21 protein-coding genes are annotated in these 26,925 nt (G+C 32.1%); 6 read left to right on the top strand and 15 right to left on the bottom strand.

What is annotated here, in order from left to right; translation table 11 throughout:
• Positions 1-4: 4 nt before the first annotated feature.
• From K5V07_RS06155 to K5V07_RS06145, 3 genes are all read right to left on the bottom strand, one after another.
• Positions 5-838, bottom strand: a complete 834-nt coding sequence (locus tag K5V07_RS06155) for a Cof-type HAD-IIB family hydrolase (protein WP_221916794.1) — start codon at positions 836-838, stop codon at positions 5-7.
• A gap of 221 nt (positions 839-1,059) precedes the next feature.
• Positions 1,060-2,010 (bottom strand): PhoH family protein, encoded by a 951-nt coding sequence (locus tag K5V07_RS06150; RefSeq protein WP_086455520.1) that lies wholly within the window; start codon positions 2,008-2,010, stop codon positions 1,060-1,062.
• A 21-nt stretch (positions 2,011-2,031) separates the two neighbouring features.
• On the bottom strand, positions 2,032-2,547 hold the full coding sequence (locus K5V07_RS06145; RefSeq protein WP_221916793.1) for a hypothetical protein: 516 nt from the start codon (positions 2,545-2,547) through the stop codon (positions 2,032-2,034).
• Between the two features lie 123 nt (positions 2,548-2,670).
• Between K5V07_RS06145 and K5V07_RS06140 the strand changes: the two genes are divergently transcribed.
• The 5 genes from K5V07_RS06140 to dnaN all read left to right on the top strand — a co-directional run bounded on the left by K5V07_RS06140 (position 2,671) and on the right by dnaN (position 7,531).
• Positions 2,671-3,498: an S-adenosyl-l-methionine hydroxide adenosyltransferase family protein gene (locus K5V07_RS06140; protein ID WP_221916792.1), complete on the top strand. Its 828-nt coding sequence runs from the start codon at positions 2,671-2,673 to the stop codon at positions 3,496-3,498.
• A gap of 18 nt (positions 3,499-3,516) precedes the next feature.
• A complete protein-coding gene (locus tag K5V07_RS06135) occupies positions 3,517-3,813 on the top strand; it encodes a putative quinol monooxygenase (RefSeq protein ID WP_158729162.1) in 297 nt (98 codons plus the stop codon).
• 85 nt (positions 3,814-3,898) lie between these two features.
• Positions 3,899-4,624: a gliding motility-associated ABC transporter permease subunit GldF gene (gene gldF / locus K5V07_RS06130; protein ID WP_221916791.1), complete on the top strand. Its 726-nt coding sequence runs from the start codon at positions 3,899-3,901 to the stop codon at positions 4,622-4,624.
• A complete protein-coding gene (gldG, locus tag K5V07_RS06125; RefSeq protein ID WP_221916790.1) occupies positions 4,624-6,309 on the top strand; it encodes a gliding motility-associated ABC transporter substrate-binding protein GldG in 1,686 nt (561 codons plus the stop codon). Before gldF ends, gldG begins: the two co-directional genes overlap by 1 nt.
• Before the next feature lie 103 nt (positions 6,310-6,412).
• A complete protein-coding gene (gene dnaN / locus K5V07_RS06120; RefSeq protein WP_144892040.1) occupies positions 6,413-7,531 on the top strand; it encodes a DNA polymerase III subunit beta in 1,119 nt (372 codons plus the stop codon).
• A gap of 249 nt (positions 7,532-7,780) precedes the next feature.
• Here the strand turns inward: dnaN and K5V07_RS06115 are convergent, their stop codons facing one another.
• The 3 genes from K5V07_RS06115 to K5V07_RS06105 form a co-directional block, all read right to left on the bottom strand.
• Positions 7,781-8,224 carry a DinB family protein gene (locus K5V07_RS06115; RefSeq protein WP_221916789.1) on the bottom strand — a complete coding sequence of 148 codons (444 nt, stop codon included), beginning with the start codon at positions 8,222-8,224 and terminating at the stop codon, positions 7,781-7,783.
• A 124-nt stretch (positions 8,225-8,348) separates the two neighbouring features.
• A complete protein-coding gene (locus K5V07_RS06110) occupies positions 8,349-10,121 on the bottom strand; it encodes a DNA mismatch repair protein (RefSeq protein ID WP_221916788.1) in 1,773 nt (590 codons plus the stop codon).
• Between the two features lie 309 nt (positions 10,122-10,430).
• On the bottom strand, positions 10,431-11,270 hold the full coding sequence (locus tag K5V07_RS06105) for a universal stress protein (RefSeq protein WP_221916787.1): 840 nt from the start codon (positions 11,268-11,270) through the stop codon (positions 10,431-10,433).
• A gap of 168 nt (positions 11,271-11,438) precedes the next feature.
• Between K5V07_RS06105 and mnmE the strand changes: the two genes are divergently transcribed.
• The gene (gene mnmE / locus K5V07_RS06100; protein ID WP_221916786.1) at positions 11,439-12,842 is read left to right on the top strand and encodes a tRNA uridine-5-carboxymethylaminomethyl(34) synthesis GTPase MnmE; all 1,404 of its coding nucleotides are present in this window, start codon (positions 11,439-11,441) and stop codon (positions 12,840-12,842) included.
• A gap of 734 nt (positions 12,843-13,576) precedes the next feature.
• On the opposite strand, the gene K5V07_RS06095 is transcribed toward mnmE, so the two are convergent.
• The 9 genes from K5V07_RS06095 to K5V07_RS06055 form a co-directional block, all read right to left on the bottom strand.
• Entirely contained in the window at positions 13,577-14,170 is a 594-nt protein-coding gene (locus K5V07_RS06095) for a hypothetical protein (protein WP_221916785.1), read from the bottom strand.
• 3 nt (positions 14,171-14,173) lie between these two features.
• Positions 14,174-15,964, bottom strand: coding sequence for a DUF262 domain-containing protein (locus tag K5V07_RS06090; RefSeq protein ID WP_221916784.1), 1,791 nt, complete (start codon positions 15,962-15,964; stop codon positions 14,174-14,176).
• Positions 15,965-15,966: 2 nt separating this feature from the next.
• On the bottom strand, positions 15,967-16,809 hold the full coding sequence (locus K5V07_RS06085) for a hypothetical protein (protein ID WP_221916783.1): 843 nt from the start codon (positions 16,807-16,809) through the stop codon (positions 15,967-15,969).
• Positions 16,810-16,815: 6 nt separating this feature from the next.
• Complete coding sequence (locus K5V07_RS06080; RefSeq protein ID WP_221916782.1) at positions 16,816-18,267, bottom strand: restriction endonuclease subunit S; 1,452 nt, start codon at positions 18,265-18,267, stop codon at positions 16,816-16,818.
• Positions 18,268-18,293: 26 nt separating this feature from the next.
• Complete coding sequence (locus K5V07_RS06075) at positions 18,294-20,390, bottom strand: N-6 DNA methylase (protein ID WP_221916781.1); 2,097 nt, start codon at positions 20,388-20,390, stop codon at positions 18,294-18,296.
• Positions 20,391-21,728: 1,338 nt separating this feature from the next.
• A complete protein-coding gene (locus K5V07_RS06070) occupies positions 21,729-22,652 on the bottom strand; it encodes a family 16 glycosylhydrolase (protein WP_221916780.1) in 924 nt (307 codons plus the stop codon).
• Between the two features lie 49 nt (positions 22,653-22,701).
• Entirely contained in the window at positions 22,702-24,102 is a 1,401-nt protein-coding gene (locus tag K5V07_RS06065; RefSeq protein WP_221916779.1) for an endo-1,4-beta-xylanase, read from the bottom strand.
• 147 nt (positions 24,103-24,249) lie between these two features.
• On the bottom strand, positions 24,250-25,353 hold the full coding sequence (locus tag K5V07_RS06060; RefSeq protein ID WP_221916778.1) for a hypothetical protein: 1,104 nt from the start codon (positions 25,351-25,353) through the stop codon (positions 24,250-24,252).
• A 6-nt stretch (positions 25,354-25,359) separates the two neighbouring features.
• Positions 25,360-26,883: a RagB/SusD family nutrient uptake outer membrane protein gene (locus K5V07_RS06055; RefSeq protein WP_221916777.1), complete on the bottom strand. Its 1,524-nt coding sequence runs from the start codon at positions 26,881-26,883 to the stop codon at positions 25,360-25,362.
• Positions 26,884-26,925 lie beyond the last annotated feature (42 nt).

Here is a 26,925-nt window from a genome sequence, read left to right as displayed (position 1 = left end):
GTAGTTATTGTTGCAGTTCTAGTTTAGAGTTGATTATTTTGTTGGTGATGTAGTTTGCAACTCCGTCACTATCATTGGTCGATGTGATTTCAAGTTGCGGTAACAAGTCTTTCAAACTTTGAGGAGCATTCTCCATAAGTATGCCTATTCCTGCCTCACGGAGCATGTTTTCGTCATTAAAGCCGTCCCCAAAGACTAGCGTTTCTTGAAAACTAAAATTCTCAAGTTCGAGAATCTTAGCAATAGCCACACTTTTATCAACTGATTTATCCATGAATTCTAAACAAAAAGGCAAACTAAAGGCGTGATTAAATAATCCTTCATGGTTTTCTAAAATCTGATCTCTAACTGCAAGTAGTTTTGAGTGATTGTCGTGAGTAAACAATAATTTAATCCCAGCATAGTCCTCTAATTCATTAAAATTTACTAGCTCAGGACGATACATGATTTCAGGTTGAAAATCATTTAACTTCTTGTTGTATTTATTGGTAAACCAAATATCCTCTTTGAATAAAACCGTTGTAATATCTGGATCGATGTCAATGCTTAGTACTGATTGAATGTATTCACTTTTTAAATCAAACGAATAAAGTAACTTTTTATCAGGGGAATGAATTCGAGCACCATTCGAAGAGACCAAATAAACGGGAAATCCTAGTGAATCAAGTATTGGCATAGCATCAAGATGATGACGCCCTGTTGCAACAATGATTACATAATTATGCCGGTGAAGTTTTTGAAAAACAGAAATGGTTTTATCTGAAATTGTATGATTTGAGTTGAGTAGAGTCCCATCTAAATCACTAATTATAACTTTAATATTCTTGTTTACAATCATTTTTTTTCTAAAAAATTCATACCCTCAAAACTATTCTATTTTTTAGACAATGAAAAGAGAACGTACTTTTTTTTGGTGTAGCATTATGTTAAAATTAAATGCCAATTTCAATACAAATCCTTTTACAAACTATTCTTTCAAAAAAAAGACAGATTCTTTAAAAATTAAAAATCGGGGATGGCATTGTATTGCGATCCCCGATTTCAATATTAAATAAAGTTCTAGTCGTTATTTTCAATCATTTTGTAAGCATCAATAACTTTCTTAACCAGTCTATGACGTACAATATCTTTATCATCCAGGTAAATAATTCCTATTCCATCAATATCTTTTAAAACTAACAAAGCTTCTTTAAGTCCAGATATGGTTCGCCTTGGTAAATCTACCTGACCGGGATCACCTGTAATCATAAACTTGGCACTTTTACCCATACGCGTTAAGAACATTTTCATTTGGGAATGTGTTGTATTTTGAGCTTCATCTAAGATTACAAAAGCATTATCAAGTGTTCTACCCCTCATGAAAGCAAGTGGAGCAATTTGAATAATACCTTTTAAAATATAATCTTCTAATTTTTCATTAGGCAACATGTCTCGTAGTGCATCATACAATGGCTGCATGTATGGATCCAGTTTTTCTTTCATATCGCCGGGTAAGAAACCTAGATTCTCTCCAGCTTCAACCGCAGGTCTAGTCAAAATGATTCTTTTTACCTGTTTTTCTTTCAACGCCTTCACAGCCATGGCAACGCCGGTATACGTTTTTCCAGTTCCTGCTGGACCTACTGCAAATACCATGTCGTTTTTTTCAAGAGTGTCAACTAGCAATTGCTGGTTAGGAGTCATGGCTTTAATTATTTTGCCCCCCACACCATGTACTAAAATTTTGTCACTCCCTTGAAATTTGCGATCTTCTTGTGCATCTCCCATAATAACTCTTTCAATGACATTATTATCTATGTTGTTGTAACGCGTAAAATGAAGCATCAATCGTTGAAATCGTTTTTCAAATTCGTCTAAAACTTCCTTTTCTCCAAAAGCCTTGAGTGTAGTTCCTCTTGCAACGATTTTTAATTTTGGATAATATTTCTTTATGGATTCAAGATGAGTGTCTTGAGCGCCCCAAAAGTCTTTTGGAGCGATGTCTATGAGCTCAATTATTCTTTCGTTCAAATGATAGTATGTTTAGTTGTTTTATTTTAAAGTTAATCGAAGTCCTACACCGTTTGAATTGGTTATCAAATCTACTTTGGTGCTTTCAAACTGCTTGTTACCTATAGCGTTCTGGTTGTTATAGTCAGTCACTACATTTTTAATTTTCTTTGAGAAACCAATTTTGACAGGAATGGTTATTAAAAGAGCTGCAAGACCTGTTCCCATAATTATTATAGGAATACTTTTATTGGGTTTACCCTCAAATTCTGGATTCATACCCTGATCAAATCCTGAAATTACGTAAGCCATTGTACCTGTAAATAAAAGCACCGGCCCCGAAATAAGCAATATGTTACCTACTGTTTTCTTTGTTCTCCCAATATTGTAATCAGCTAATAATTGTTGATTATCTTTTAACAATTCTCTTACTTGATTGGGTGTGATTTTTTCCCTTTCAGAATCTAAAATATTTCCGTTAGACTTATAAACTATTTTTTGAGAATATGATTGAAAGGTGCTAAAAAAAATAATAAGAACAAAAATGCGTTTGATCATAAGTTTTGTTTTAACTCAAATTGAAATTTCTATTTAATTTAAAGCTTAAAATACTTTAGCTTTGCGTTTCTCAAATTTAGTGAAAATTAGGTTTACAAAACAGCAATAGTTATAAACAAATTTATGTCAATAATTACCCTTACTACCGATTACGGCTTGAAAGACCACTTTGTAGGTGCGTTTAAGGGAAAAATTTTATCTCAATATGCTGAGGCAACAATTATTGATATCTCACATGAAATTGACCCCTTTAATACCGTAGAGTCCAGTTATTGTGTAAGTGCAGCATACAGCAGTTTCCCTAAAGGTAGCGTACACCTTATAGGAGTAGATATGGAGCGTAATAAAGAAAATCAACATGTTGCAATGCAGTGGAATGATCATTATTTTATTGCTGCTGATAATGGTATTTTGAGCATGCTTTCGCAAAAAATAAATCCGCAAGAAATTGTAGCCATAGACATTCATGATCAATTAGACCAAGATGCTGTTGACCTTGACGCATTTGTATTCGTAGCATGTCATTTAGCTAAAGGTGGCGCTCTAAAAACCATAGGCACTCCCATTGATACACTAAAAGAAGTAACAGATTTAAATGCGGTTTTAGCTGTTGATGGAAATTCGTTAAAAGGGCATGTAGTTTATATAGATCATTTTGGGAACGTTGTTACTAATATATCCAAAGAATATTTCAATCAAGTAGCACAAGGAAGATCTTATGAAATTGTTTTAAAAACTAAAAATATTAAAAACATATTGCCAAATTATTCTGCTATTGCAAAAAATGACAAATATCCCATTAAATCCTATGAAGGTGAAAAACTAGCTATCTTTAATGAAGCAGGCTACTTAGAAATTGCTATTTTTAGAAGTAATCCTTCAAAAGTTGGATCGGCAAGTAGTTTGTTAGGACTTAATTATAGAGATGTTATTATTATAAAATTTATATAAAGTTTAAACCAAAATCTAATGTTTGTACGCATTGTAAAATTAAGTTTTCATGAAGAGCATATTCCGGCATTTTTAGAAAACTTTGAGTTAATGAAAGATAAAATACGAAATGCGCCTGGAAATCGTTTCTTAGAATTGTATCAAGATAAAAATAACAAAAGTATTTTCTTTACTTACAGTTATTGGGAAACCGAAGCCGATTTAGAAAATTACAGAAATTCTGAACTATTTTACGAAGTGTGGACTTTCACCAAAAAATTATTCAACGACAAACCCGAAGCGTGGAGCGTAGATAAATTAGTAACTTTAGAGTAAAAAATAGTTTAAAGTTTAAGGTTTAAAGTTGTTGGATTTGGAACTTTAAACATTAAACATTTAAAACTTTAAACAAAAAAAATAAATGAAATCAATAGTTTTACGAGAAATAAAATCCTTTTTCGGTTCGCCAATAGGTTATTTAGTAATTGCCATTTTTTTAATCATTAACGGATTATTTCTTTGGGTTTTCGAAGGAGAGTACAACATCCTTAATTCTGGTTTTGCTGATTTGACTCCCTTTTTCACTTTGGCACCTTGGATTTTAATTTTCCTTATTCCAGCAGTAACCATGCGCAGTTTCTCTGATGAGAAAAAACAAGGAACCTTAGAATTATTACTAACAAAACCATTAAGTATTTGGCAAATTGTAAACGGGAAATTTCTTGGAGCCTTACTTTTAATTCTAATAGCCATAATTCCAACCTTTATTTATGTTGCCGTAATTTATGATCTAGGAATGCCTGAAGGCAATATCGATATGGGAAGCACAATAGGTTCGTATTTTGGGTTAGTGTTCCTAATCGCAGCTTATTCTTCGATAGGGATATTCACCTCTACATTATCAGACAACCAAATTGTTGCTTTTATTTTGGCCGTTTTTATTTGCTTCTTTTTTTATTTTGGGTTCGAAGGTATAGCAACAGTGGTTCCAAGTTTATCTCAAATTATTGCTTCATTAGGTATGCAGGATCATTTTAAGAGTATGAGTCGCGGAGTACTAGACACGAGAGACATTCTTTATTTTACAAGTATTACCGTTGTCTTTCTTTCATTTACTGTTTATAATCTAAAATCTTTCAAATCGTAATGACTACTTCTAAGAAAAAAAACCTGAAATCAGTATTGATTATTCTTGCCATTGTATTGGTTGTAAATGCAATAGGAAGTTCCGTTTTTCATCGTTTTGATTTAACAAAAGATAAGAGATACACCCTTTCCCCTACCTCATTAAAAATTATTGATCAGGTTCAAAATCCGCTTGTTATAAAAGTATACATGCAAGGCGATTTACCTCCAGAATTCAGACGCTTACAACAAGAAACAAAGCAACTTTTAGAAGAATTTCAAGCTTACAATTCTAATTTAGTGTTTGAATTTGTAGATCCTTTGGAAAACAAGGACGCAAGTATGGACAACATCAAAGAATTATATCGAAAAGGCTTAACTCCTGTAAACATAACTGTTGACGACAAAGGAAAACAGTCACAAGCTATGGTTTTCCCGTGGGCAATTGCTGTTTATGATAACAAAGAAGTCAACATTCCTTTGCTAAAGAATATCATGGGAGCCTCAACTACTCAAAAAGTGATAGGATCTGTCCAACATTTGGAATATTCTATTGCCGAAGGTTTGAATAAAATTACGAAAGCCAAGCAGAAAAAAATTGCTGTTATCAAAGGGAATGGCGAGCTACAAGATATTTTAATGGCTAAATTTTTATTACAAGTAAGAGAGAGCTACTTTATTGCTCCTTTCACACTTGATTCAGTAGCAAAAAATCCGTTGAAAAGTTTAGAATCTCTTAAAGAATATGACCTAGCACTCATTGCAAAACCAACCGAAACGTTTACCGATCAAGAAAAACAAGTACTGGATCAATACATAATGCATGGCGGTAAAACGTTATGGCTTGTAGACCAAGTTGCTGCAGAAATGGATAGTTTGTACAATCCAGCGGGAGCTACCCTAGCCTACCCTAGAGATTTGAACTTGAATGATATGTTTTTTAAATATGGCTTTCGTATTAATCCAGATTTGATAAAAGATGAACGAGGAAGCCCTATAAAACTTGCAACTGGCGAACAAGGAAGTGCAACTCAATTTCAGGAATTCAACTGGAAGTTTGCACCGCAAGTTTATCCTACAAGTGTACACCCAATTGTAAAAAATCTTGGAGGTATCAAATTTGACTTTGCTAATCCTATTGATACTTTGAAAAACGGCATCAAAAAGACAGTACTGCTACAGTCCTCACAATATTCAAAAAAGATAGGAACGCCATCAGAAGTAAATTTAGAAAGTGTTACCGAAGAAACTTCGCCTGCTGATTATGCTGCAAAAGGTAAACTTCCTTTATCAGTATTACTCGAAGGTAGTTTTGAATCGATGTATAAAAATCGAGTTTTGCCTTTTGAACAAAAAACATTTTTAGACCAAGGAAATGCAAATAAAATGATTGTCATAGCTGATGGAGATCTAATCAAAAACCAATTGGATAAAAACTTTCAACCTGTTGAACTAGGTTATGATCAGCGTTCGGGAAATTTATATGACAATAAAGATTTTTTAATAAACTGTGTTAATTACCTCCTAGATGATAATGGACTTATTAACATTCGAAGCAAGGATCTAGATTTGCCTTTATTAGACAAAGAAAAGGTTTATGAAAACTATAGCAGTACCCCAATACTAACTATCGGGTTACCAATTCTTATTTTAGGGATCTTCGGTTTTGTGTTTACTTTCATTCGTAAAAGAAAATACAGTAAATAGATGTTAATAAAAAAGTTTCCAAACTAGAATAGTTTACGATATATTTGTAACATGTAACGTATTTCACAAATAAAGAAATACCTTAAAAAATAAAATAAAACAGATGAAATTTATAGTATCGAGTTCATACTTATTGAAACAATTACAAGTTTTAGGGAATGTAATCAACAGCAGCAATACATTACCTATTTTAGACAATTTCTTATTTGATCTAGATCATAATGTATTGACCGTATCTGCCTCTGATTTAGAGACTACTATGTCTGCAACCTTATCAATCGATTCAGAAAGTAAAGGTAGCGTTGCCGTTCCTGCAAAATTACTTTTGGAAATTCTTAAAACATTTCCAGAGCAGCCCTTAACATTTACTATAGAAGATAATAGTACCATAGAAATAAGTTCTAACTCAGGTAAATATGCTCTTGCGTATGCTCCTGGTGAGGAATTTCCAAAATCAGTAAACCTTGAAGATCCATCTGTAACACTTGTTCCTGCTGATGTTTTAGCTACAGCTATAAGCAAAACTATTTTTGCTGCAGGTAATGATGATTTAAGACCTGTAATGTCCGGAGTGTTTTTTCAATTCTCGCCAGAAGGTTTGATTTTTGTGGCAACTGATGCGCACAAACTTGTAAAATATGCTCGAACTGATGTGACAGCCTCTCAAGTTGCTGATTTTATTATGCCAAAAAAACCATTGAACATCTTAAAAAATATTTTAGGATCTTCAGATGCAGAAGTTAAAATTGAATATAACGATTCGAATGCTACTTTCTCTTTTGACAATTACATCTTAATGTGTCGTTTAATTGATGGAAAATATCCAAATTACGAGGCCGTAATACCAAAGGAGAATCCAAATAAGTTAATGATTGATCGTACTCAATTTTTAAGCTCTGTGCGTCGTGTAGCTATCTTTTCAAACAAAACTACTCACCAAATTAGATTGAAAATCGCTGGTGCTGAGTTAAACGTATCTGCAGAGGATATCGATTATTCAAACAAAGCCGAAGAAAGATTGACTTGTGATTACCAAGGTGATGATATGCAAATAGGATACAACTCTCGTTTTTTAACTGAGATGTTGACCAACTTACAATCGGATATGATTATGCTTGAAATGTCTTTACCTAACAGAGCTGGAATCTTAACTCCAGTTGATGGATTAGAGGAAGGTGAAACTGTTACCATGCTTGTAATGCCAGTAATGCTTAACAGCTAAGATTACCATTTAACATACGCTATTAACCAAACCATTTTTATATTGAAAGAAACCGTCTCTATTTGGAGACGGTTTTTTTTCTTACGGCTGTTTCTGATTTTTATGAGTTTACTTTTTCACTACTTATAGATGTGGAGGATTAAAGAAGTCTAAACTTTCAGTTAAGTATTGACTTTACATATATAAAATCAATATTTAATTAAACCAAGATCCCAATCGCAACAAACTCCTTTTGGACGATTGATTTTCTTATTCATATTCAACTATTTGTTTTAAATGATGTTCTAAATGGTCAACATAGTCTGCAATCAAAAATTTTAAGGTGAAAATATTTTCCCCTATTTTTATTTCTCTTTTTAAGTTGTCAATAGGTATTCTTTTAATAATTTCAAGAAGTTGTTTATTATATATTGTCCAAAATGAAATTATCTGTTCTGCATTTATTTGTTGGTAAAAACTAAATTCATTCCACTTATTTTGGTTGTAAATAATTTCAGGAGTTATTTCAAATTGTCCACGAACAAATCTTTGATGATTATTTGTTGCACTGTCAATTAAATGGCCTATAATTTCTTTTTTACTCCATTTATCTTTTGATATTTTTAAAGAAAAACTTTCTTCACCCATTTCAGTTATAAGACTTGGAATTATATCAGTTAAATATTCTAACCTTTTTATTGATTGCTCCACCATTTTATTCTGTTTTAGTTTCCATTAGTACAAACTGTCGCCAAACTTTGAAATTATCAAACTTAAAATCAAATTTAATTGATTCTTTTGTAAGACTGGTTTTAATCTCGAGTAGATACTTTTAATTTTAAATCACTCCCATTTTTTTCATTAAAAAAGTAGCGCTTTTGTTTTTACAAATTCCGTCACGAAGTTTGTAATCAAAATTGAGCTCATCATTAACAATCTCTACTTCAAAACATTTATTTACTAAGGTTTCAGGATATTCATTTGTAGTAAGGCAAACTTCAATATCATGCGTAGCAATAGCACCAATAGCATTTTTAGCAATCACTTTCTTAACTACTTCTATGGTACCGTTTCGCTTGTCATCAGAATTTGTACCGCGCAAAATCTCGTCTAGTAAAATAAAAGCTGGTGTATGATGCAATTCGTCCATGATTTGTTTTAAGCGTTTTATTTCAGCAAAAAAATACGATTCACTATCAGCTAAAGAATCAGACAATCTCATGGATACTAGTACCGGTAAGGGATGAATATTAGCTTGTAATGCGCATACAGGGGAACCAATTCCTGCAAGAACCATATTGATACCTAGACTTCTTAAAAAGGTACTTTTGCCTGACATATTTGATCCAGTCAATATCATAAATGATTGTGGATAAAAACAAACGTCATTGCCAATTCTAGTTTTTTTGTTCAACAAAGGATGACTTAGTCCTTTAAAATCAACTTCATACTTGCTATTTAAACTTGGATAAATAAAATCTGGATTGTTGTACCCAAAATTTGCTAAACTGTTAAGCATTTCCATTTCGCCAATAACGTTTAACCATTGCTCTAGCGCGGCACCATTGTTGTTTTTCCATTTTAATAAAGCTTTAAAAACATGCAAATTAAAAAGAAAAGTTCCGTTAAAAACGGTTGCAGTTACAAAATTTCCAATACTATCCATATTAGAAAACAATTCAGATAATTTTTTTAAATGCGCGCTGGCATTTCCATTTTCAATTTTTAATTGCTGTTGCAACTGAATTAGTTTTTGAGATGTAAACGGCTCCTTTTCAATTTTTTCTAATAGTAAACTGTATTGGTGAATTGTAATATCAATATTTGTTGAGGTGGCTACTTCGGCTAGAATTCGTTTGACAAACCTTCCTAAAACCATCAAATTAAATATAAAAACATAACCCAGAATTGAGGCGAAAATAAGTTTTGAAGTGACAGCATACAATATCAAAAAAGTAATAAAAAGTAGCGGTGATAGGTATGAAATTAAAACAGTAATTCGCGAAAGCGGTGTACTATTAAATGTAGTCCAACGCATTAAATTTTCGTAACTAGTTGCCGTGTCCTCTCCTACTTTGGCCACAGCCAAAAACTCTTGACGCCACTCTATTTTAGAAGACAACTCCTTTACTGCCTCTTGATTTTGCTCAATCTCAGTATTGGGTGCTATAGATAACAATCGTTTTGCAAACGTTTTTTTTCCTATGTAAGTTGCTGTTCTATTTAAATTTTGGAACAAAGAATGCGCACCAAAAATATCCAAATCATACGCATACGGATGATGAAAATCATTAAATTCAATTCCATTTTCAAACGGAATAGCTTTACCCTCTAAATAAGAAATCTCATTAGTATTAATGTCAATTAGGGCCTTATTTATCTTTCTTTTAGTATTTATAGACGTATGCAAACGCATTAAAATAATAAACAAAACCAGAAAAAAAACAGCTGCCAGACTGTACAGTAAAGCATTCGTTTTTAAATAGTAATAAATTGAAACAAAAAAAAGCACCATAGCCAGTAATCTACTTATACTGATGCTATTGTACTTTTTTGTTAAGGTTGATGCTACTTGAAAAAATTGAGCAACTCTTGATTTATAAATTTCCATATTTTAATTGATGATTTACAAATATAGTAAATTAGTTCCCTATCCATCTCAATTAAAAGCAATGGAGCCGCTATACTACAAGTCGCGCAATATCTATAACTTTAGAAGCTCCATTGCTGCATTATTGAGTTGATTTCAATTGTAATTTATGTAAACGTTTATAAAATCAAAAGGCTTTAAAATATGATACTCTCATAAACTGCTTCGTTTTTATAACTTTCATTGGATCAAACAATTCCTGTCGAACCATTTTAAATTCGAAAAACAATACAAGCAACTATTAAAATTATACCACAAAACCACTCTTTTCTATTCTATATCAGCAGGAATGGCTAAAATTGGTAAATCAGTATAATTGGCCATTTTTCGGGTTAAACTCGAATTGAAAATACCCGCTAAAAAGCTTCTTTTGTAATGCAACAAAGTGAGTATATCAATGTCTTTTTGCTGAATAAAATCGTAAATAGAACCCTGAACGTCATCGCTAATCATAACGTGGAATTCTACTGGGTCGGCACTAAACTCATCTTCCCACGCTTTAATCGTATCTTTGGTAACATCAGAATTAGCTGTTTTTACATACAAACATTTTACTTTGGCTCCTGTTTTGCGCGCTATAGCTAAAACTTGTTTTAAAGCTTTTTTGTCTTTTTTTCTAAATCGAGTAGTAAAACAAATTTGGTGAATGGGTCTGTATTCAGCATCCCCAGGAACGCACAATACGGGAACAGTTCCGTTTGTAATAATGTTTGCCGTATTGGTGCCCGCAAAAAAATCGTCCCAACCTTGCACTCCATTTGTTCCCATGACAATAAAATCAATATCTTCGTCTTGAGTAATATCAAAAATACAAGAAGTCAAATCGCCTTCAGTCAATCTATGCGATAATATAATGTGCTGCAAATTGAGCCCTTCTGCAATGGCTCGTAATTTAGGAACCTCATCCTTAAACTGTTCAAATTTACTCAACTCTACTGAGTTGTATAAAATGGTATAATTAGGAGGAAAAAACGAACTGTCATAACTAGGCGCATCAAAGGTGTGCAACAATACGATTTCAGCTTTTACTGTATTTGCAAACTTTAAGGCATGTACAAAAGCATTTGTGGCAACAGGAGAAAAATCGGTAGGGAAAAGAATTTTTTTCATAGCATGTGTAGTTAAAAGATTAGTTGTTGTAACAAAGATAAGCTCTTACTTGCGCTAGAAGTATGATATTTGTCATACTAGCATCACTATTTTCAATTTTTTTTTCAGTAAGGCAGTTGTCTTGCGCTCCCACCAATTTTGGTTACTTTTGTATAAAAATAAATCAAAATGATTCCTCAAGACTCCATTGTTGCCCTTGCCACACCATCTGGTGCCGGAGCAATTGCCATAATACGAATTTCTGGTCAAGATGCTATTCCTATTGCTGATAGTGTTTTTAAATCCATAAAAAATAAAAACTTAGTCACTCAAAAAACCCACACCCTACATTTAGGTCATATTGTAGATGGTTCCAAAACGCTCGATGAAGTATTGGTTTCTGTTTTTAATGGACCAAATTCCTATACCGGCGAAAATACCATAGAGATTTCTTGTCACGGATCAACGTATATTCAGCAGCAAATTATACAATTATTGCTCAGAAAAGGATGCCGAATGGCTGATGCGGGTGAGTTTACCCTACGTGCTTTCTTGAACGGAAAACTCGATTTATCACAAGCCGAAGCGGTAGCCGATTTGATTTCGTCAGACAATGAAGCCAGCCACCAGATTGCGATGCAGCAAATGCGTGGTGGTTTCTCGAACGAAATTGCCAAATTGAGAGAGGAACTTTTAAACTTTGCTTCGCTTATTGAACTCGAATTAGACTTTGCCGAAGAAGATGTAGAGTTTGCAGACAGAACCCAGTTTCACGAATTATTGAATCGAATTGAGTTTGTCCTAAAACGCTTGATTGATTCCTTTGCGGTGGGTAACGTTATTAAAAACGGAATTCCTGTTGCCATTGTGGGTGAACCCAACGTAGGAAAATCGACGCTTTTGAACGCTTTACTTAACGAAGAACGCGCCATTGTATCTCACATTGCGGGAACAACGCGTGACACCATCGAAGACGAGTTAGTCATTGGCGGCATTGGTTTTAGATTTATTGACACAGCTGGTATTCGAGAAACCAAAGACTACGTAGAAAGCATCGGTATTCAAAAAACTTTTGAAAAAATAGAGCAAGCGCAAGTGGTTTTGTATTTGAGCCCGCTAACCCCCAAAGGAGGAACTCTTGATGCTGAAAATATCAAAGAGGTTCAGATTGAATTTGAGAAAATTAAGAACCAATTTCCCTTGAAGCCCTTGATTATTATTGGAAATAAAAAAGATTTATATTCTGATAATGAGATTGAGCATATTAAGAAAGAAATTCCAGAAATACTACTTTTGAGCGCCAAAAATAAAGAAGGGGTTGACGAACTCAAAAACCAATTGCTTTCCTTTGTCAACACCGGTGCGTTGCGTAACAACGAAACCATTGTGACCAACACCCGTCATTATGATTCCTTATTAAAAGCTCTTGATGAAATTAGCAAAGTAAAATACGCACTTGAAACCAACCTTTCTAGTGACTTGATGGCACTTGATATCCGCGAAGCATTATACCATTTCGGGATGATTACCGGTCAGGTGACTAATGATGAATTGCTGGGGAATATATTTGCTAATTTCTGTATTGGGAAATAATTTCATCAACACTTTACTCCCAATATTCTGGCTGCCTATTCCTGCTATTCACTACAAGTCCGCGGGAATCGCCTTAAAAACATAAACCCAAAACGAGCTTCCGTTGGTCGCTCTTTTGGGTTTTGTTTTTATTAGGCTCCTACCCTTGCGGGCTTTTCGTTGCTATCATGGGCAGGGAGAGTTAACTTCGTTAAGAAATTGAACTAGAGATGACGAGTAGCCTTAGCTGATGATATTGGATCTATAGTCTCATTCCTTTGTTCAGATGAATCTCAGTGGATCAACGCACAACGCATAGAAGTTTCGGGTAGATTTGAATTGACTGTTTCAAATGTAAATTATAATTAAATCCCAATGAACTAATTCTAATTAAAAATAATTTTAAAAATGAATCCTGTTAATTGTTTTCTTTCTATTTCCCATAAGTTTTTTCTACTTTCTTAAAATATTTATCTACAAAATCTTCTACTTTTGACCATTCATAAACGCCTACATCATCTAAAATGGCATTAATTTCTTGTAACACATTTACATCTGTGGCTTTGTTTAATGATATTGTTTATGGCTAAAATATCGATCTCCAATGGTAAGTGGTTTTATATTTGAAAAATAGCGACGTTTTTAAGCTACAAGGTTATCGGCATTAATCTACAATTTTTAGTTAATGTTCATTTGCAACATACCATTTACTGTTTTCATTCTCTATTATTAGTACTTTTAAACCTAAATTATAACTACTCAATTAGTAGATAATACCAGCCATTGTTGCTAACCCAATTGCAAACGACATCTTTTTTAAAAATAATTGGTTTATCTCTTTTTACTTTCCATTTACCTGTCCATAATGGGACAATTTCTTCGTTTACTTTATAAATAGTCCCATTTCTTAATGTGACAGAACTGGCCATCCCTTTTTGTACTGTTTCTGAATAATATTTATTATCTGTTAAACAAAAGAATTTTTTAATGTCAAATTCTTCAAATGATTCTAAACGTTCTATGTCAATTAGCGCATCATACATATCTAAATCTTTTGCTCTATTAGAAGATTTCATAAAACATTTCAATTCAATGGCAGCTTTTACTTCTCCCAAATGGCAAGTGATATCAATATTTTTTCCATTATGACCTGTTTCAAGTTCTAATTGAAAAGTCTCATTTGGTAAAATACAATAAGCGTTACCTAAATCATTAAGAATACGGGCTAATTGTAATTGTAAAGAAGCCTCTTTATTGATTAATTGTTTGCCCGAAACTATTCTTTGAAAAAGGATTTGCCAAGATTCATTAATTAAATAGGATAGTCTTTCTTGTGGTTCAAAAATCATTCATTAATAATTAAAATTCCATATATCATCAATAATACTCCTTATCAAACTTTCTCTTTGTTCTAAAAACTCAAAGGGATTTAATGAAAATTTATATTCCATTTCAGGAATGTAATAATTAGATTGAAGGAAATTAATTTTATCTTCTGCATTTAAGCCTATATAATGCAAATGTCTATTTCTATTAATTAAAAAATGATTTGCTACCGAATATAGACTTGGATAGTATAATTGGTCATTTTCAAAATCTTTTAAATCCTTCTCCTCAAAAACTCTAACAAGAATTAAAGATGATTGCTTTCTACTTCTCAATAGATTTTCAAAATCTATGTCATTGTCTCTTGTAAAAAAATGAATAATTCTAGAATAAAAATAGTGATAATATCCCCAATTATTCATCATATGTAATCTTGATAATTGAAAATGACGGCCTTCTGAAATTTCATCAATCTTTTTTGATAAGACATTATGAAGTTCATCTATTGAAAGATTTCTGATTTCTTTTATTAGATCATAAATATAGTTTCTTATTGTACTTTGAGTAATGGTTTTGCTTTGAAGTGACCTAAAGTTTGTAAAAATATCAATGAATTTATTTATAATCTTTATCTTTTTATCTATTGTATATATATCATCAATTTTAGATATGGGAGATAAAAACAATGGATAAGAAAGTGAATCAGCAATAGTAAAAAAACTTGATACATAAAGATTTTCAAAATAAAAATCACATTTATTTCTGAGTCTAAATATTTTTAAATATAAATCCGAATAGAAGTCAAAGTCTGAACGAATGAACAAATAATAATCATCTGATTTATGAAGAAACAATCTATTTGAATTGTTTTTTACCCATGAATGAAATTGAGTTCCGATTTGTTCAAAATCTAAATTCTCAGCACCTTTGATTGTAGCTCTTTTAGATTCTGCATATTTTGAACGTAACCAATTTCTAAAAAATTCTAAATCACCATCTGAACCAATTTGAGACTTTATATCGAATATTCTATCTTTCCAAAATTCATTCATCTCTTCACTTTTCTTCTCATCTTCAATCATAGAAAGTAGATAACCTTTAAGTATTTCGGTAGGATTAAGACTCATTCCTCTATCATTCATGGTCTCAAAAATTGTATAGGCACTTTCCATACTAAACGCCTTAATTTCAACTAAGATAACATTGTTTAATAACCATTCTATAAATATTGGTAATTTATCGATTGTTGTTAAATTATCAGGGAATAATTTTGTTATATCTTCATATCGCTCAATGATGTTGTGAATTGATTCATCTTTAGTTTTTAAAGTAATACTATTTTCCAGTTCTTCAGCCTCAGAAAATATTGTTTCAGGATTTTTAATGAGATGCTCAATAATTTTTGTTCTAGTTTCTACATTTAAAACTAGAGTTGTTTTACCACCTCGTCTAACATATAAATATTTTTTTATGTCAACTAACAAATCCTCACTTAAATTTAATTTAATTTGAGCATGATGAATGTATATAAGCAATAAAGTAAATGAAGTTAATCGTTGTTGACCGTCAACAATTGAAAGTTCTTTTTCATCATCACATAATACAATTGGTCCCATGTAATAACTACCATAATTAGAATATGTTTCAACAGTGTCACCTTCTTTGTAATACTTCTCAAAATTAGTAGCTAAATCACTAATTAATGCCTCAATATGTTTTCTTTGCCAGCGATATTCTCGCTGAAATGAATCAATTCTAAATCTATTATCAACTAATATTTGTGATAAACTTCTATCTTTTGCTTCTAAAAATTTCATAATTAGATTAGTTCTTTAATTAAAATATTTTGAATCTGATATGCATATTTGTAAATTCCTAAATTTGCTGATATAGGATGTAATTCTCCGTGAAACAATTTACATCTTAGGTCATATAGAATTTCAATAATTACTCTACTAACAAGTTCATAATTATTTATAAAATATAAATTTTTATTTTTGTCAATTTCAATTGAAGAGCTTGGTTGAATATATACTCCTTGTGAATTAGTTGTTGGGTTTAGAATGATAATCTCTGGTTTTTTTGGATTCATTTCTGCAAAACATGCATCTAAATATTGTTTCTTGTCATTTGGAATTGCAATATAACTTGGATTTTCGTGCAATTCTTTTAATGACCAATTAAATAAATCGATATAATGTATAGTGTTATTTGTTCCTCTTTTTGAGATTATTTGACAAATCCATCTTTTTGTGGTTCGTGGTTGAGTATGTCTAAATTCTACTTTATAATCATGATGTCTAAATGAAACTACATGGGAAGGCAAATTATTTCTATTTAAGTTAGTATTATTAAATGAAATTCTTTCATCTTCATTTGGAATTGGATGTCTCTCTAATTCAAAATGAAGATTACTTAACAACATTTTAAACTCATTAGAATGCTCATCATTTGACCTTAACAATGATATAATTTTATCTCTATATCTGTTACTATTATCTTTAATAAAATCAATTATTTTTCTATCAGTAGTTCTTGGAATTACTTCATCATAAAAATTATCCATATACCAAGCGTTAAAGGGAATCCATGCTTTAACAAACATAGTATAGTAATCTAATTCAGATTTATTTATCCATTCTTGTAAATATATACTTGCCATATTATTTTATATTTTATTGATAAACTCCATAGCAACTTCTTCACTCTCCTCAATAGCTATCTCAACCGCTTTTTTAGCAACTTCTAGCAAATGCTCACTTTGTTTTTTGAGTAAGAAACTTTCTTCGATTAATTGAGCTATTTCTTGTTGTTTTTTGTAATCAATTATTGGAACTACCACATTTTGAATTTCTCCAACTCGCCAATGTAGAATGATTGAACCACCAGCATCACGTTCTGCTTGCATTTGTACTAACTTTGAGTTTAACGCTAATGTCAAATACTCTGGAATGACTTCTTTTTCGTTTCTAACTTTTAGATGAAGTATTGCGCTTGATGTAACTCCGTTAAAATCTTCTCTTAAATGATAAGCTATTCCAACACTTCCATCTTTAGAAAATAGAATTGTTCCTTTTTTGGGTTTTAAATCATCTATTTTATCTTGATTATCTTTTACAAAATCAGAAGTTAGTTTTTTGTTTGGTTCAGATAATCCAAATTTGTTATAATCTGCAACTCGCATAAATGGTAAACCCGTTTCATCATCTGAATAATAATTTGAGCCAGGCTCAATAGATTTATTTATTTCAGTAATACTGTGTAATGTATCATGTTTTTGAGATTTAATTTTCTCAATAACTACCTCATATTTCTTTTGATAATACTCTGCATCCAATCTACCTGTAACTCCAAAACTTGCTGCAAAACTTTTTACATTAGTGTTTGTGACCTCGACTGGATTCAAACTTGCAACCTTTTCATCTAAACCAATTTCTTGGAGTAATAGGGTTTCGGCTTGGGTGTATTTTTCTTTAGAATTTGTTCTATCACTTTCTGATTTTTGAATAATGCTCTCAATCTTTGATTCAAATTTATCATCAAAATTTGGAATTAAAAGGCTTTTTATCAAAGACATATTAATATTAGGTTGACCTGTAGTAGTTCTATATCTATTGATTTGATTTTGACCATGTTTTGAATTTAAAAATGATGAAATCATATATGGATTTTGTTTTTCTTTCAAAGTTACCTTTGCTATTGCTTGATTAGAACTAGATACAAAATCTTTATCATAGACTGCTACTCTTCCTAAATATTCACCAGCCATAGTAACTAAAACTTGATTTTTGCTGCAATGTGATTTATAAAGCATTTCGTGGCTCTTTATATCTACGTACTTTTGAATATTCCACTCAATATAATTGTGTCTTATATTCTCAGTCATTAAAAAAGGAATACCTTGTTCTTGAAAGTTAATAAAACTACATAATGAATATGCTCCAAAATTTTGTACAGATTTAGAAATTGATTCTATTGAATTTGTTTTAATTTTAGATAGAACTTTTTCTGTATTTAAAAAATCCTTTCTGTATGTATTTGAATCTATTCTAAAATCAATTATTTTTTTACAATCTGACAAATTAATTTCTACCGCTTCCAGCCGTTCCAACAATTCCAAATATTTGGTTTCGTTGAAACGGCTTTTTACTTTCCCACAAAAGACAGTTTTTCTTTTTTCGCAAATTCTATAAAGGCTTCGGCTATACCGTCTTGGGTTAGTCGGTCGTGGTTGTATAAATCGTGTTTAACGATTAAGTGCCCATGAGAATCTAAAAGGTATTCATCAAGGTTTTGTGGTAATTCATCGTACCTATCAACTGGTTCAGAAACTTGTAAATCGGTACTGTGTGTTTTTTTATTTTGGTTTGGAAAATCTTTTTTCTTCACAAATATTTTTTCGCCACTGTTGTCTTTACTGGGTTCTTGCATTGTAGCAAAGAAAATTGGGTAATCATCAACTTTTGGGCATAAGTTATCATCCCATTTTTGTACTAACAACACAGAGGTTTTAGTTCCTGTATGTGGTTTAAAAACATTTCCATGAAAACCAACAACAGCCAATATTCTACATTTTTCAGCTATATAATCTCTAATTGCTTTGTCGCTACTGTTATTAAAACGCCCTTGGGGCAATACTACAGCCATTCGTCCACCAGATTTTAAAAAATCAAGGTTCCGCTCAATAAATAAAATATCACGACCTACAGCGGTTTGGTATTTTCCATTTGGTTTTTTGCCCAATTCGTATTTTGCTAAAACTCGACTTTCTTTAATATCTCCTGCAAATGGAGGATTTGCCATTAAAATATCAAACTCAAAATCACGGTTTACATAACTTTCATTTTCTTTGGTTTCGGTTTTAATTTTGCGAAGTTTTTTAATATTTCTCCAACCTGTTCCATAAGTATCTAACCATTCTTCATCTTTTGTTTTTTCGTGCCAACGTTCATAATCTAATGTATTTAAGTGTAATACATTGGTTTCTCCATCACCAGCAATCAAATTTAAACAACGAGCGACACGAACTGCTTTTTCGTCAAAATCTATGGCAAAAACTTTGTTTTGTACGTAGTCCTGAACTCTTGGCTCAGGTACTCTTGTGGTCATCATTTCATCATCTTCAATACCTAAATCTTTATGTATTTGATTTTTTACATAAAAGAATGTATGCACTGGGAAACCACAACTTCCAGCAGCTGTGTCAATAACGGTTTCATGTTCTTGCGGGTTTAACATTTTTACACACATATCAATTCCATAACGTGGTGTAAAATATTGTCCTTTTTCGCCTTTACTACTTTTGTTAATTAAGTATTCAAAAGCTTCATCTACTACATCTAGATTACTATTGAATAGTTTTACTTTTTCAAGTGAACTCACACAAATAGCCAAATGCGATGGTGTAAGCATTAATTTGGATTCATCAGGAAAAACGCCTTCCCATTTACGGTTAGCTTTATTAAATAAATCTTGTATTTTTTCTTTTAATTCTGTTTCTGTATCACCATTGTTTCTGAATTCAAGATAGCGGTTACGATTACGTCCGCTCTCCATTTCATCATACAACTTGGTGAAAATTAGTTTAAATAATTCTTCAAATACATCTACACCTGCATTTGCCAATACTTCATCTTCCATTTCAAGAATCAAATCTTTCAACGACTTTTTCTCTGTAACTAACTTGTCTTTTTTAATTAAATCTTCAAGCGACCAAGGCTCATTAAGAATATCAGCTAATTTTTGAGTTGCTTTAGGGATGCCTGGAATATCTTCAAAATAGTTTGGATCTTTTCTGTGATAATAAGAAACTGAATCTCCATTACTCCAAATACCAATTTGAGCGCCCGTAGCATTACAATAGGAATGAAGTTGTTCTTTACCATCTTTTAATTTTGGCTTTTTAACTTCGACTATAATGTTAACGGCTCTGGAATCAATTTTATCAAAAATAACAATATCAGCACGTTTCTTTTCACGTCCAAAACTTACTGCATATTCTAACTCCATTCTTTCAAATGAATATCCATAATCTTCATTCAAGACCATCAAATATAATTGACGAACTACTTCTTCAGGATTTAATCTAATTTTCTTTTCTCTAACTAAACAATTGAAATAATAAATTGATTTTTCATTTTTGTCAATTTCGGTTTTGATATTGTTTTCAAGTGCATTAATTTTTTCTTGAGAAAACTGAGTTAGTTTATAATTTGAATCTTTAAGGATATCAGTTAGTTTCATATTTTGTATCGTAGAAATATTATTTGCTCAAATCTAATACTTTAAAATCATTTTTCATACTTGTAAAAATACCTAGTCTTAACTAATTAAGCTCTTTTACGACTAATCACTGGTAACTAATTCAAATATAGGGTCTATAGTAATTTTTTGGTAAATTGTAAGAAGAACTTTAAAAATGGTTTAAGCTATTTTTTTTTAAATTATTAATTAATAAAAAAAGAATTTTTCTAATTACTTAACGGGCTGTTTAATTTTATTATAATATTGAACACCTCCAGTAAAGTTATTAGATTATTAAAAAGTACGGCTTCTTTATTTCTATCTATATAAAAACATTGGTCTTTCTACTCCAGATAAGTTGGCCAGCTGGAGTTGTATCAATCCAGTTCTTTCAATTATCTTTTATTAAATCACCTATATCAAAACCATCCATTTTTTACTGTTTAAGAGGTAAAACACATAATTTAATGACAACTTTGGCTTAAATTATTTAAAACTGAATATTGTTACTGTTGTGACGGTAAAAAAATACTAAAACCAAACAAAGAAAATAATCCTAGAAAAATGCAATTATTACTGTTAAGGCAGTAAAAATTAATTACAAAATAAATTTTACAAACAATTCATTCTCTGCATCACGTTTCAATGTTTGCAATTCCTAATTATAGTCTTAAATTTGACGCTGCGGTAAAAAACCAACTTAATCATAGCATTTTTGCGGTGACTACTAAAACATCCCTACCCAACTTTCCAATAATTCCAAATACTTCTCTTTCATTTCATCATTAAGAAAATAAATTTCAAGCAGCTCCTTCCATTCAGAAGTTGGTTTTTCATTTGTTCTAGAATACTTGCTATCGTTTTTTCGTTTAGTTCTAATCTCTCCTTACCATAGTACTCTATAAAATCAGTTGCTTTTAAATTACTTTTTTTTCCCTTTAAAGTCAGTGCAATTTCGGCTGCTGGATTTTTAATTACTATGGTAGAATTTAGAAAGTCGTAAATTGGTGCTAGTGTTATTTTTCCATTTTTGCTAATTAGCGAGAAATCTTCTGTAAGAAATATTAATTATTATGAGGGCAATAAATTAAAGGTTATAATTTATATATGTTAGTACACAATTACGGCAACAGCTGCAACTCACAATAGAAAATTCTCTAAGATACATTCAAAAATAGGAAAATAGGAAGAGATAAAATTGATATTAAAAAAGAGGCCTTCCCAAAAGGAAAAGCCTCTTTCTAAAGTCGTATTTTGAAGAATTCAATTCTAACTATCACTGCTAGCTACAACATAAATTGCTGTAATTTTTCGGAATCTGCTTTCTCCACTTATCAATTAGATTGGTCTTTTGTAAACCGTCACATCATCTACCCACATCATTACTGATGAAAATAGGTTAATTTTATTCGGGTTGATAAAATTAGAGTCGTTAGATCCTACATTCATATTGAAAATAATAGAATGTGTCCCAAAATTATTGAAATTTAGATTCGCAGCGCTACTGTTCGTATAAGTTGCAACAGTTGCATTGTCAACCTTTATGGTTACTGTTACCACATTGTTTTTCATTCTCCAGAAGGATTCATATAAATGCCATCCGTTGTTTCCGTTGAGATTAAAAGTACTCGGATAACTTCTTTCGGCAGCGTTACCTAGTAAGTTTGTTCCGACAGTAGTTCCGTAAAAAATATTTGATGTATAACGGCTTGCATTAGGTGCAAAAGAGTAGCCTTCTAGAATATCAATTTCTCCTTTGGTTGGCCATCCATTTCCTTGCACAGTCCAAAAAGCTGGCCATGCACCATAAGTATCAGAGAAAGATTTGTATGTTCCGCCATCCATCGCTACCAATTTAATATTAGCAGAGAGCATATACTCTGTATTGTTCTCTGGTTTGTATTGGTATTTAGAAGAAATGAAACCAGATTGATATTTCAAACTACTTAATTTGGTTGTTTTGATTTCTAGACATTGTTTTCCATCTCTTAACTGTGTAGTAGGTACTGAACTATTATAGTCACAATATTTGGAGTTATAATCTGTTCGTTGTTCTTTAGTCCATTGTGCCAAATTTGAACCTACATTAAATGTATCTTCAAATTGTTTCACCCAAGGGGCAGCGGCTATTTTACTTGTACTTTCAGAGGTAGTAACGCTTGCCAATTTTTCTTCTTTCAATTCAGAAGGTGTATTGTCTGAGCAAGATGTAAGTACTAAAACAGATGACAATACTGCTGATAACAAATTTAATTTTTTCATAATTTTTTGTGGTTAATTAATAGTATAAAAAAGTGTTATGCTTTAAAATTTAATCTAAGCCTTCTAGAAATCCGGTATGCGAACTTTTGATAGCAAAATTTGAGTCATACAATAACGGCCAATCATTTCCTGGATGGTTCAACTCAGTACTAAACGGAATCCAAGATTCATTATCTTTCATTCCCCAAACGGTTAAGGCATATTTATTTGCTTTAGGTAATGCATTGTATATTTTAACAATCTCTTTATACTTAGCTTTTTGAGCTAATCGTAATTCGTTTGTAAAAGTTGCGGTTAAGTTTGATTGTGCATTACCCGGATTTACTTGCATATCCAACTCTGAAATGTGAATTTTTAAACCTTTAGTAACGGCTCTATTTAGATCTTTTTCAATTTGGATTTTTGAAGGAGCGAATATTGTATTGTGCATTTGAAAACCAACTCCATCAATCAATTTATCTGTAATCAGTTTATCAATAAGCGTGTAAACTGCATTTTGCTTGTTGCTGTTATCTGAAGTTGCATAATCGTTATAAAACAATAATAATTGCGTATCTGCTGCGGCGTTTGCTGCTTCTCTGGCCCATTTAAAGCAATCGTTAACATAATTTGGTCCCATTCTTCTCAGGAATACTGTATTTCTCATGGAGCCATTATCTGCTATAGACTCATTAACAACGTCCCAAGATTTCACTTTCCCTTTATAATGGGTTACGACATCTGTAATGTATTTTTTAACTTCTAGACTAAATTCTGCATCAGTACCAGCATAGTTTGCTAACCAAGATGGAACAGAATTGTGCCATACAAGCGCATGCCCGTGCACATTAATATTGTTAGTATTACCGTAGGCTACAATTTTATCTGCTACAGTCCAATTGTAAACACCACTAGCAACAGAAATTTGATCCATTTTCATTTCATATTCTGCTGAAATGCTGCTAAACTCATTTTTTAAAATAACGTCATATGGGCTACCGGCATTCAACTGATTCGCTTTGACTGCCATACCTACAAAAAATGGATTTGCTAGTTTATTTACTTTTACTTTTAAAAAAGTAGGATCCTCAGGAACATTACTTGTACCCGTAGTTACAACACTTATCACATTAGAATAACCTGAAGTTTGGGTCTCAGATTTGGCTCTTACTCTGTAATAATACTGCGTACCTCCTGTTAAACTAACTACAACTTCATTTAAATCAGTGACTTCTTTTGAATTGTAATTGGGTACCAATGCTGAAAAATTCTCTGTTGTAGAAACATCTAGCAGATAGCTTTTTGACTTGGATACATAATTCCATTTGGCTCTAAAACCATTATCATTAACATCTTTGGGTGCGTTTGCAAGTGGATTTTCTAAATTTTCGATTACTGTACTGTCCTCTTTAGAACAGGCATTTAAAAAAAAGAAGAGACTGCTGAGCAGCAGTAAAAATTTAATTTTCATACTGTTTTTTATTATCGAATATTTTCTGGTAGGGAAAACATTCCTATTTATAATTTCTTTTATATTGTTTTTACTTACTTAATTCTAAAAAAAGGTTGCTTTTGATAACAACCTTTTTTAAGAACCTAAGTAGAACATAAACCTTTATTATTGGTAGCGAATTTTAATATTGTCAAATTTTATTACGCTAGGATTTGGCGTATCACTTTGTACAATTCCTACTTTAATTTCGTTAACTTTAGATGCATCAATTGCACTGGCATTATTTGCTCCGAATCCATAATTATCTTTAAAATCAGCTAGAGATATGGTTTTTGTTGTCCAATCTACATTGGTTACTTTAAAATTATAACCATAGTCTTTGCCATCAATAGTATTTAACTGGATCGCAAATTGAGCACCTATAACATTTGCGCTTACATCAATATCAATAAATGTTTTTGTAGCATCATTGTTAGAGGTACTTAAAAAACTTGTTCCACCACCAGCGCTACTACCATTGTATCCATTGGCATTTGAACCTGACCATGCAAGTGCAGCATGATTCCCTGTTGGTCCGCCCGCAGTACTTGTACTAAAAGAAGCTACATCACCATAAGAGTTCCAAGATTCTCTGGAGCCACCTCCATCAAAATTAGATACAAGAACTACTGTAGCAAAATTTATGGTTTTTTTTGCTACACCTCCCGGAGTTGTAATAGCTATTTCTGATCCCGAGACTGCATCTGTAGGCAAACCAATAATAATTGCAGAAGAAGATTTTACGGTATAACTCAGTGCTTTTCCGCCCAAAGTGATTGAAGAAATATTAAAAAACCAAGTTCCTTCAATTTCTAGTGGAAATCCCGGAGTTGCCACAGCTGGAGTTGTTTTTGTAATAGTAGGAACGGGTTGTAGTATCTCGATATTTTTGGTTACAGATCCGTTTCCAGTTATAAAAGTGATTGGCTGTACCCCAAATCTGCTTCCTAGTTTTTCATCAAAGGGAATCGTAAAAATAAACGACTTATCTGAATTGTAGTTGGGATTAAAACTGATATCAATTTTGTTGTCAAGTGTGATTTTTTTTAATCCCATTAAACCCTCACCTTCTACTCTCACTTTATTTTGAGGAAAAGCCTGATTCAACAGATCTCCTGGTTCAGCAACCATTGCCTCTATATTTGCAGTAGGTACATCGTCATTTTGACAAGCTGTAAAAGAAGCCAATGCTAAAAGAATTATAATTCTATATTTTATTTTATTGATCATAAAAATTTAATTAAAGTTAAAAGGAACCGGAGGCTCTAATAATGATGGATTTGTATCAATAGCAGACTGAGGCAATGGCAATTCAAAATAATTGGCTCCTGGAGTGATTTTTCGAGAAACTAAAACTGATCTTTCATCATCAGAATAAAAACCAACTTCTTGCTGCGACATAATTGCTGTAGCTTCTGCGAGACCACGGCGTTTTAAATCAAAGAAATATTGTCCTTCAAGTGCAAATTCAACTCTTCGTTCATTAAATAAATCGTTTCTGGTAAGTATTGTTTTAGGAGGTAATCCAGCTCTATTTCTTACTTCATTAAAGGCATTTAGTGCTGATCCGTCTGCTGTAGAATTGGCTCCAGCCAAAACCGCTTCGGCATGCATTAATAAAACATCAGAGTATCTTAGTATAATGGTGTTTTGTGATGTTCTCATAAAAAACACATCGTTTCTTTCAGCCGCAGATCCTACAATGTACTTCCTGAAATTAGCGCCTGTAGATGAGAGTATTTTTTTATACCTAAATCCTCCTTTGTCTTTTAACAGTTCTGGGTAAAAGTCACCCTCGGTCATGATCGTATTCCTCTTTCTCTTATCGTTTGGTTCAAAGCCGCTTTGCAGTGAAATTGATGGCAGGTAAACTCCCCAACCGTCACCACCACCTGTAATGCCTGTACCATTAGGAACGATGTAAGCTTGATTGGTATTTTGCGTCCCCCACTCTGTTGCAATAGCTTTCCATTGTAGCGCAAAAATACTCTCTGCACTATTGTTATTTTCAGGGCTGCTGAATAAGTTACCGTACTCCTGAATTAAAGTATATTGATTTCCGATAATTTTTTGTGTTAACGCAGCGCATTCTCTGTATTCATTTAAAGTTAAATGTACTTTTGCAAGAATACCCATCGCTGCAAATTTGGTAACATATCCTTTTTTTACTGAAGTTTCAGGCAAATTTTCGATAGCATATGTTAAATCTTGTTTTATGAATTTATAAACATCTGTAACAAGATTTCTTTTTGGCTGTGCAGCAGAACCCGCTTTGCTAATAATAGGAACAGCTCCAAAAGTTCTCACGAGATAGAAGTAAGCATTTGCTCTCATGAACCTGGATATTGCGATAGCTTTTTTATAGGATGCTTCTGGTAATTCGCTTTTTCTTTCTTCAACCAGACTCATTAAATTATTGGATTGATCGATCACCGAAAATAACGCAACGTAACCTTCTGTAAGAATTGGGTTTTGGGAGGTTACTTGAGCATCTTTAAATTGAGAATAAGCACCATCAAATGTAAAAGCATTTCCTGCATACATGTCACCTACTGCAATCAGAAATTTATCATTAACCAAAAACCACGGCTTAAAGTACAAGCTCTCAGCGATTCCGTCAAAAGCTGTAACGCCTTCGGGTAAATCGCCCGGCGTTAATTGATTTTCAGATGGTGCATTCAAAAAATCATCTGAACAGGAAAATAAAGACAGTAATGGTATTAGCATTCCCATCATAAAAAGTTTAAAAAGTTTTTTCATAACTATTATTTTTATTTAATGACTGTGAATATTTAAATTAAT

The organism is Flavobacterium sp. CHNK8 (assembly GCF_019774515.1).
Classification (GTDB): Bacteria; Bacteroidota; Bacteroidia; order Flavobacteriales; family Flavobacteriaceae; genus Flavobacterium; species Flavobacterium tiangeerense.
The sequence above is the reverse complement of the archived record's forward strand: the minus strand, read 5'-3'. Positions and strand labels throughout refer to the sequence as shown.

What these genes read in the sequence shown, in the direction of transcription:
- K5V07_RS06155 (WP_221916794.1), bottom strand. Translation starts at nt 838, where the DNA reads ATGATTGTAAACAAGAATATTAAAGTTATAATTAGTGATTTAGATGGG.
- K5V07_RS06145 (WP_221916793.1), bottom strand. Translation starts at nt 2,547, where the DNA reads ATGATCAAACGCATTTTTGTTCTTATTATTTTTTTTAGCACCTTTCAA.
- K5V07_RS06140 (WP_221916792.1), top strand. Translation starts at nt 2,671, where the DNA reads ATGTCAATAATTACCCTTACTACCGATTACGGCTTGAAAGACCACTTT.
- K5V07_RS06135 (WP_158729162.1), top strand. Translation starts at nt 3,517, where the DNA reads ATGTTTGTACGCATTGTAAAATTAAGTTTTCATGAAGAGCATATTCCG.
- gldF (WP_221916791.1), top strand. Translation starts at nt 3,899, where the DNA reads ATGAAATCAATAGTTTTACGAGAAATAAAATCCTTTTTCGGTTCGCCA.
- gldG (WP_221916790.1), top strand. Translation starts at nt 4,624, where the DNA reads ATGACTACTTCTAAGAAAAAAAACCTGAAATCAGTATTGATTATTCTT.
- dnaN (WP_144892040.1), top strand. Translation starts at nt 6,413, where the DNA reads ATGAAATTTATAGTATCGAGTTCATACTTATTGAAACAATTACAAGTT.
- K5V07_RS06115 (WP_221916789.1), bottom strand. Translation starts at nt 8,224, where the DNA reads ATGGTGGAGCAATCAATAAAAAGGTTAGAATATTTAACTGATATAATT.
- K5V07_RS06110 (WP_221916788.1), bottom strand. Translation starts at nt 10,121, where the DNA reads ATGGAAATTTATAAATCAAGAGTTGCTCAATTTTTTCAAGTAGCATCA.
- K5V07_RS06105 (WP_221916787.1), bottom strand. Translation starts at nt 11,270, where the DNA reads ATGAAAAAAATTCTTTTCCCTACCGATTTTTCTCCTGTTGCCACAAAT.
- mnmE (WP_221916786.1), top strand. Translation starts at nt 11,439, where the DNA reads ATGATTCCTCAAGACTCCATTGTTGCCCTTGCCACACCATCTGGTGCC.
- K5V07_RS06095 (WP_221916785.1), bottom strand. Translation starts at nt 14,170, where the DNA reads ATGATTTTTGAACCACAAGAAAGACTATCCTATTTAATTAATGAATCT.
- K5V07_RS06090 (WP_221916784.1), bottom strand. Translation starts at nt 15,964, where the DNA reads ATGAAATTTTTAGAAGCAAAAGATAGAAGTTTATCACAAATATTAGTT.
- K5V07_RS06085 (WP_221916783.1), bottom strand. Translation starts at nt 16,809, where the DNA reads ATGGCAAGTATATATTTACAAGAATGGATAAATAAATCTGAATTAGAT.
- K5V07_RS06075 (WP_221916781.1), bottom strand. Translation starts at nt 20,390, where the DNA reads ATGAAACTAACTGATATCCTTAAAGATTCAAATTATAAACTAACTCAG.
- K5V07_RS06070 (WP_221916780.1), bottom strand. Translation starts at nt 22,652, where the DNA reads ATGAAAAAATTAAATTTGTTATCAGCAGTATTGTCATCTGTTTTAGTA.
- K5V07_RS06065 (WP_221916779.1), bottom strand. Translation starts at nt 24,102, where the DNA reads ATGAAAATTAAATTTTTACTGCTGCTCAGCAGTCTCTTCTTTTTTTTA.
- K5V07_RS06060 (WP_221916778.1), bottom strand. Translation starts at nt 25,353, where the DNA reads ATGATCAATAAAATAAAATATAGAATTATAATTCTTTTAGCATTGGCT.
- K5V07_RS06055 (WP_221916777.1), bottom strand. Translation starts at nt 26,883, where the DNA reads ATGAAAAAACTTTTTAAACTTTTTATGATGGGAATGCTAATACCATTA.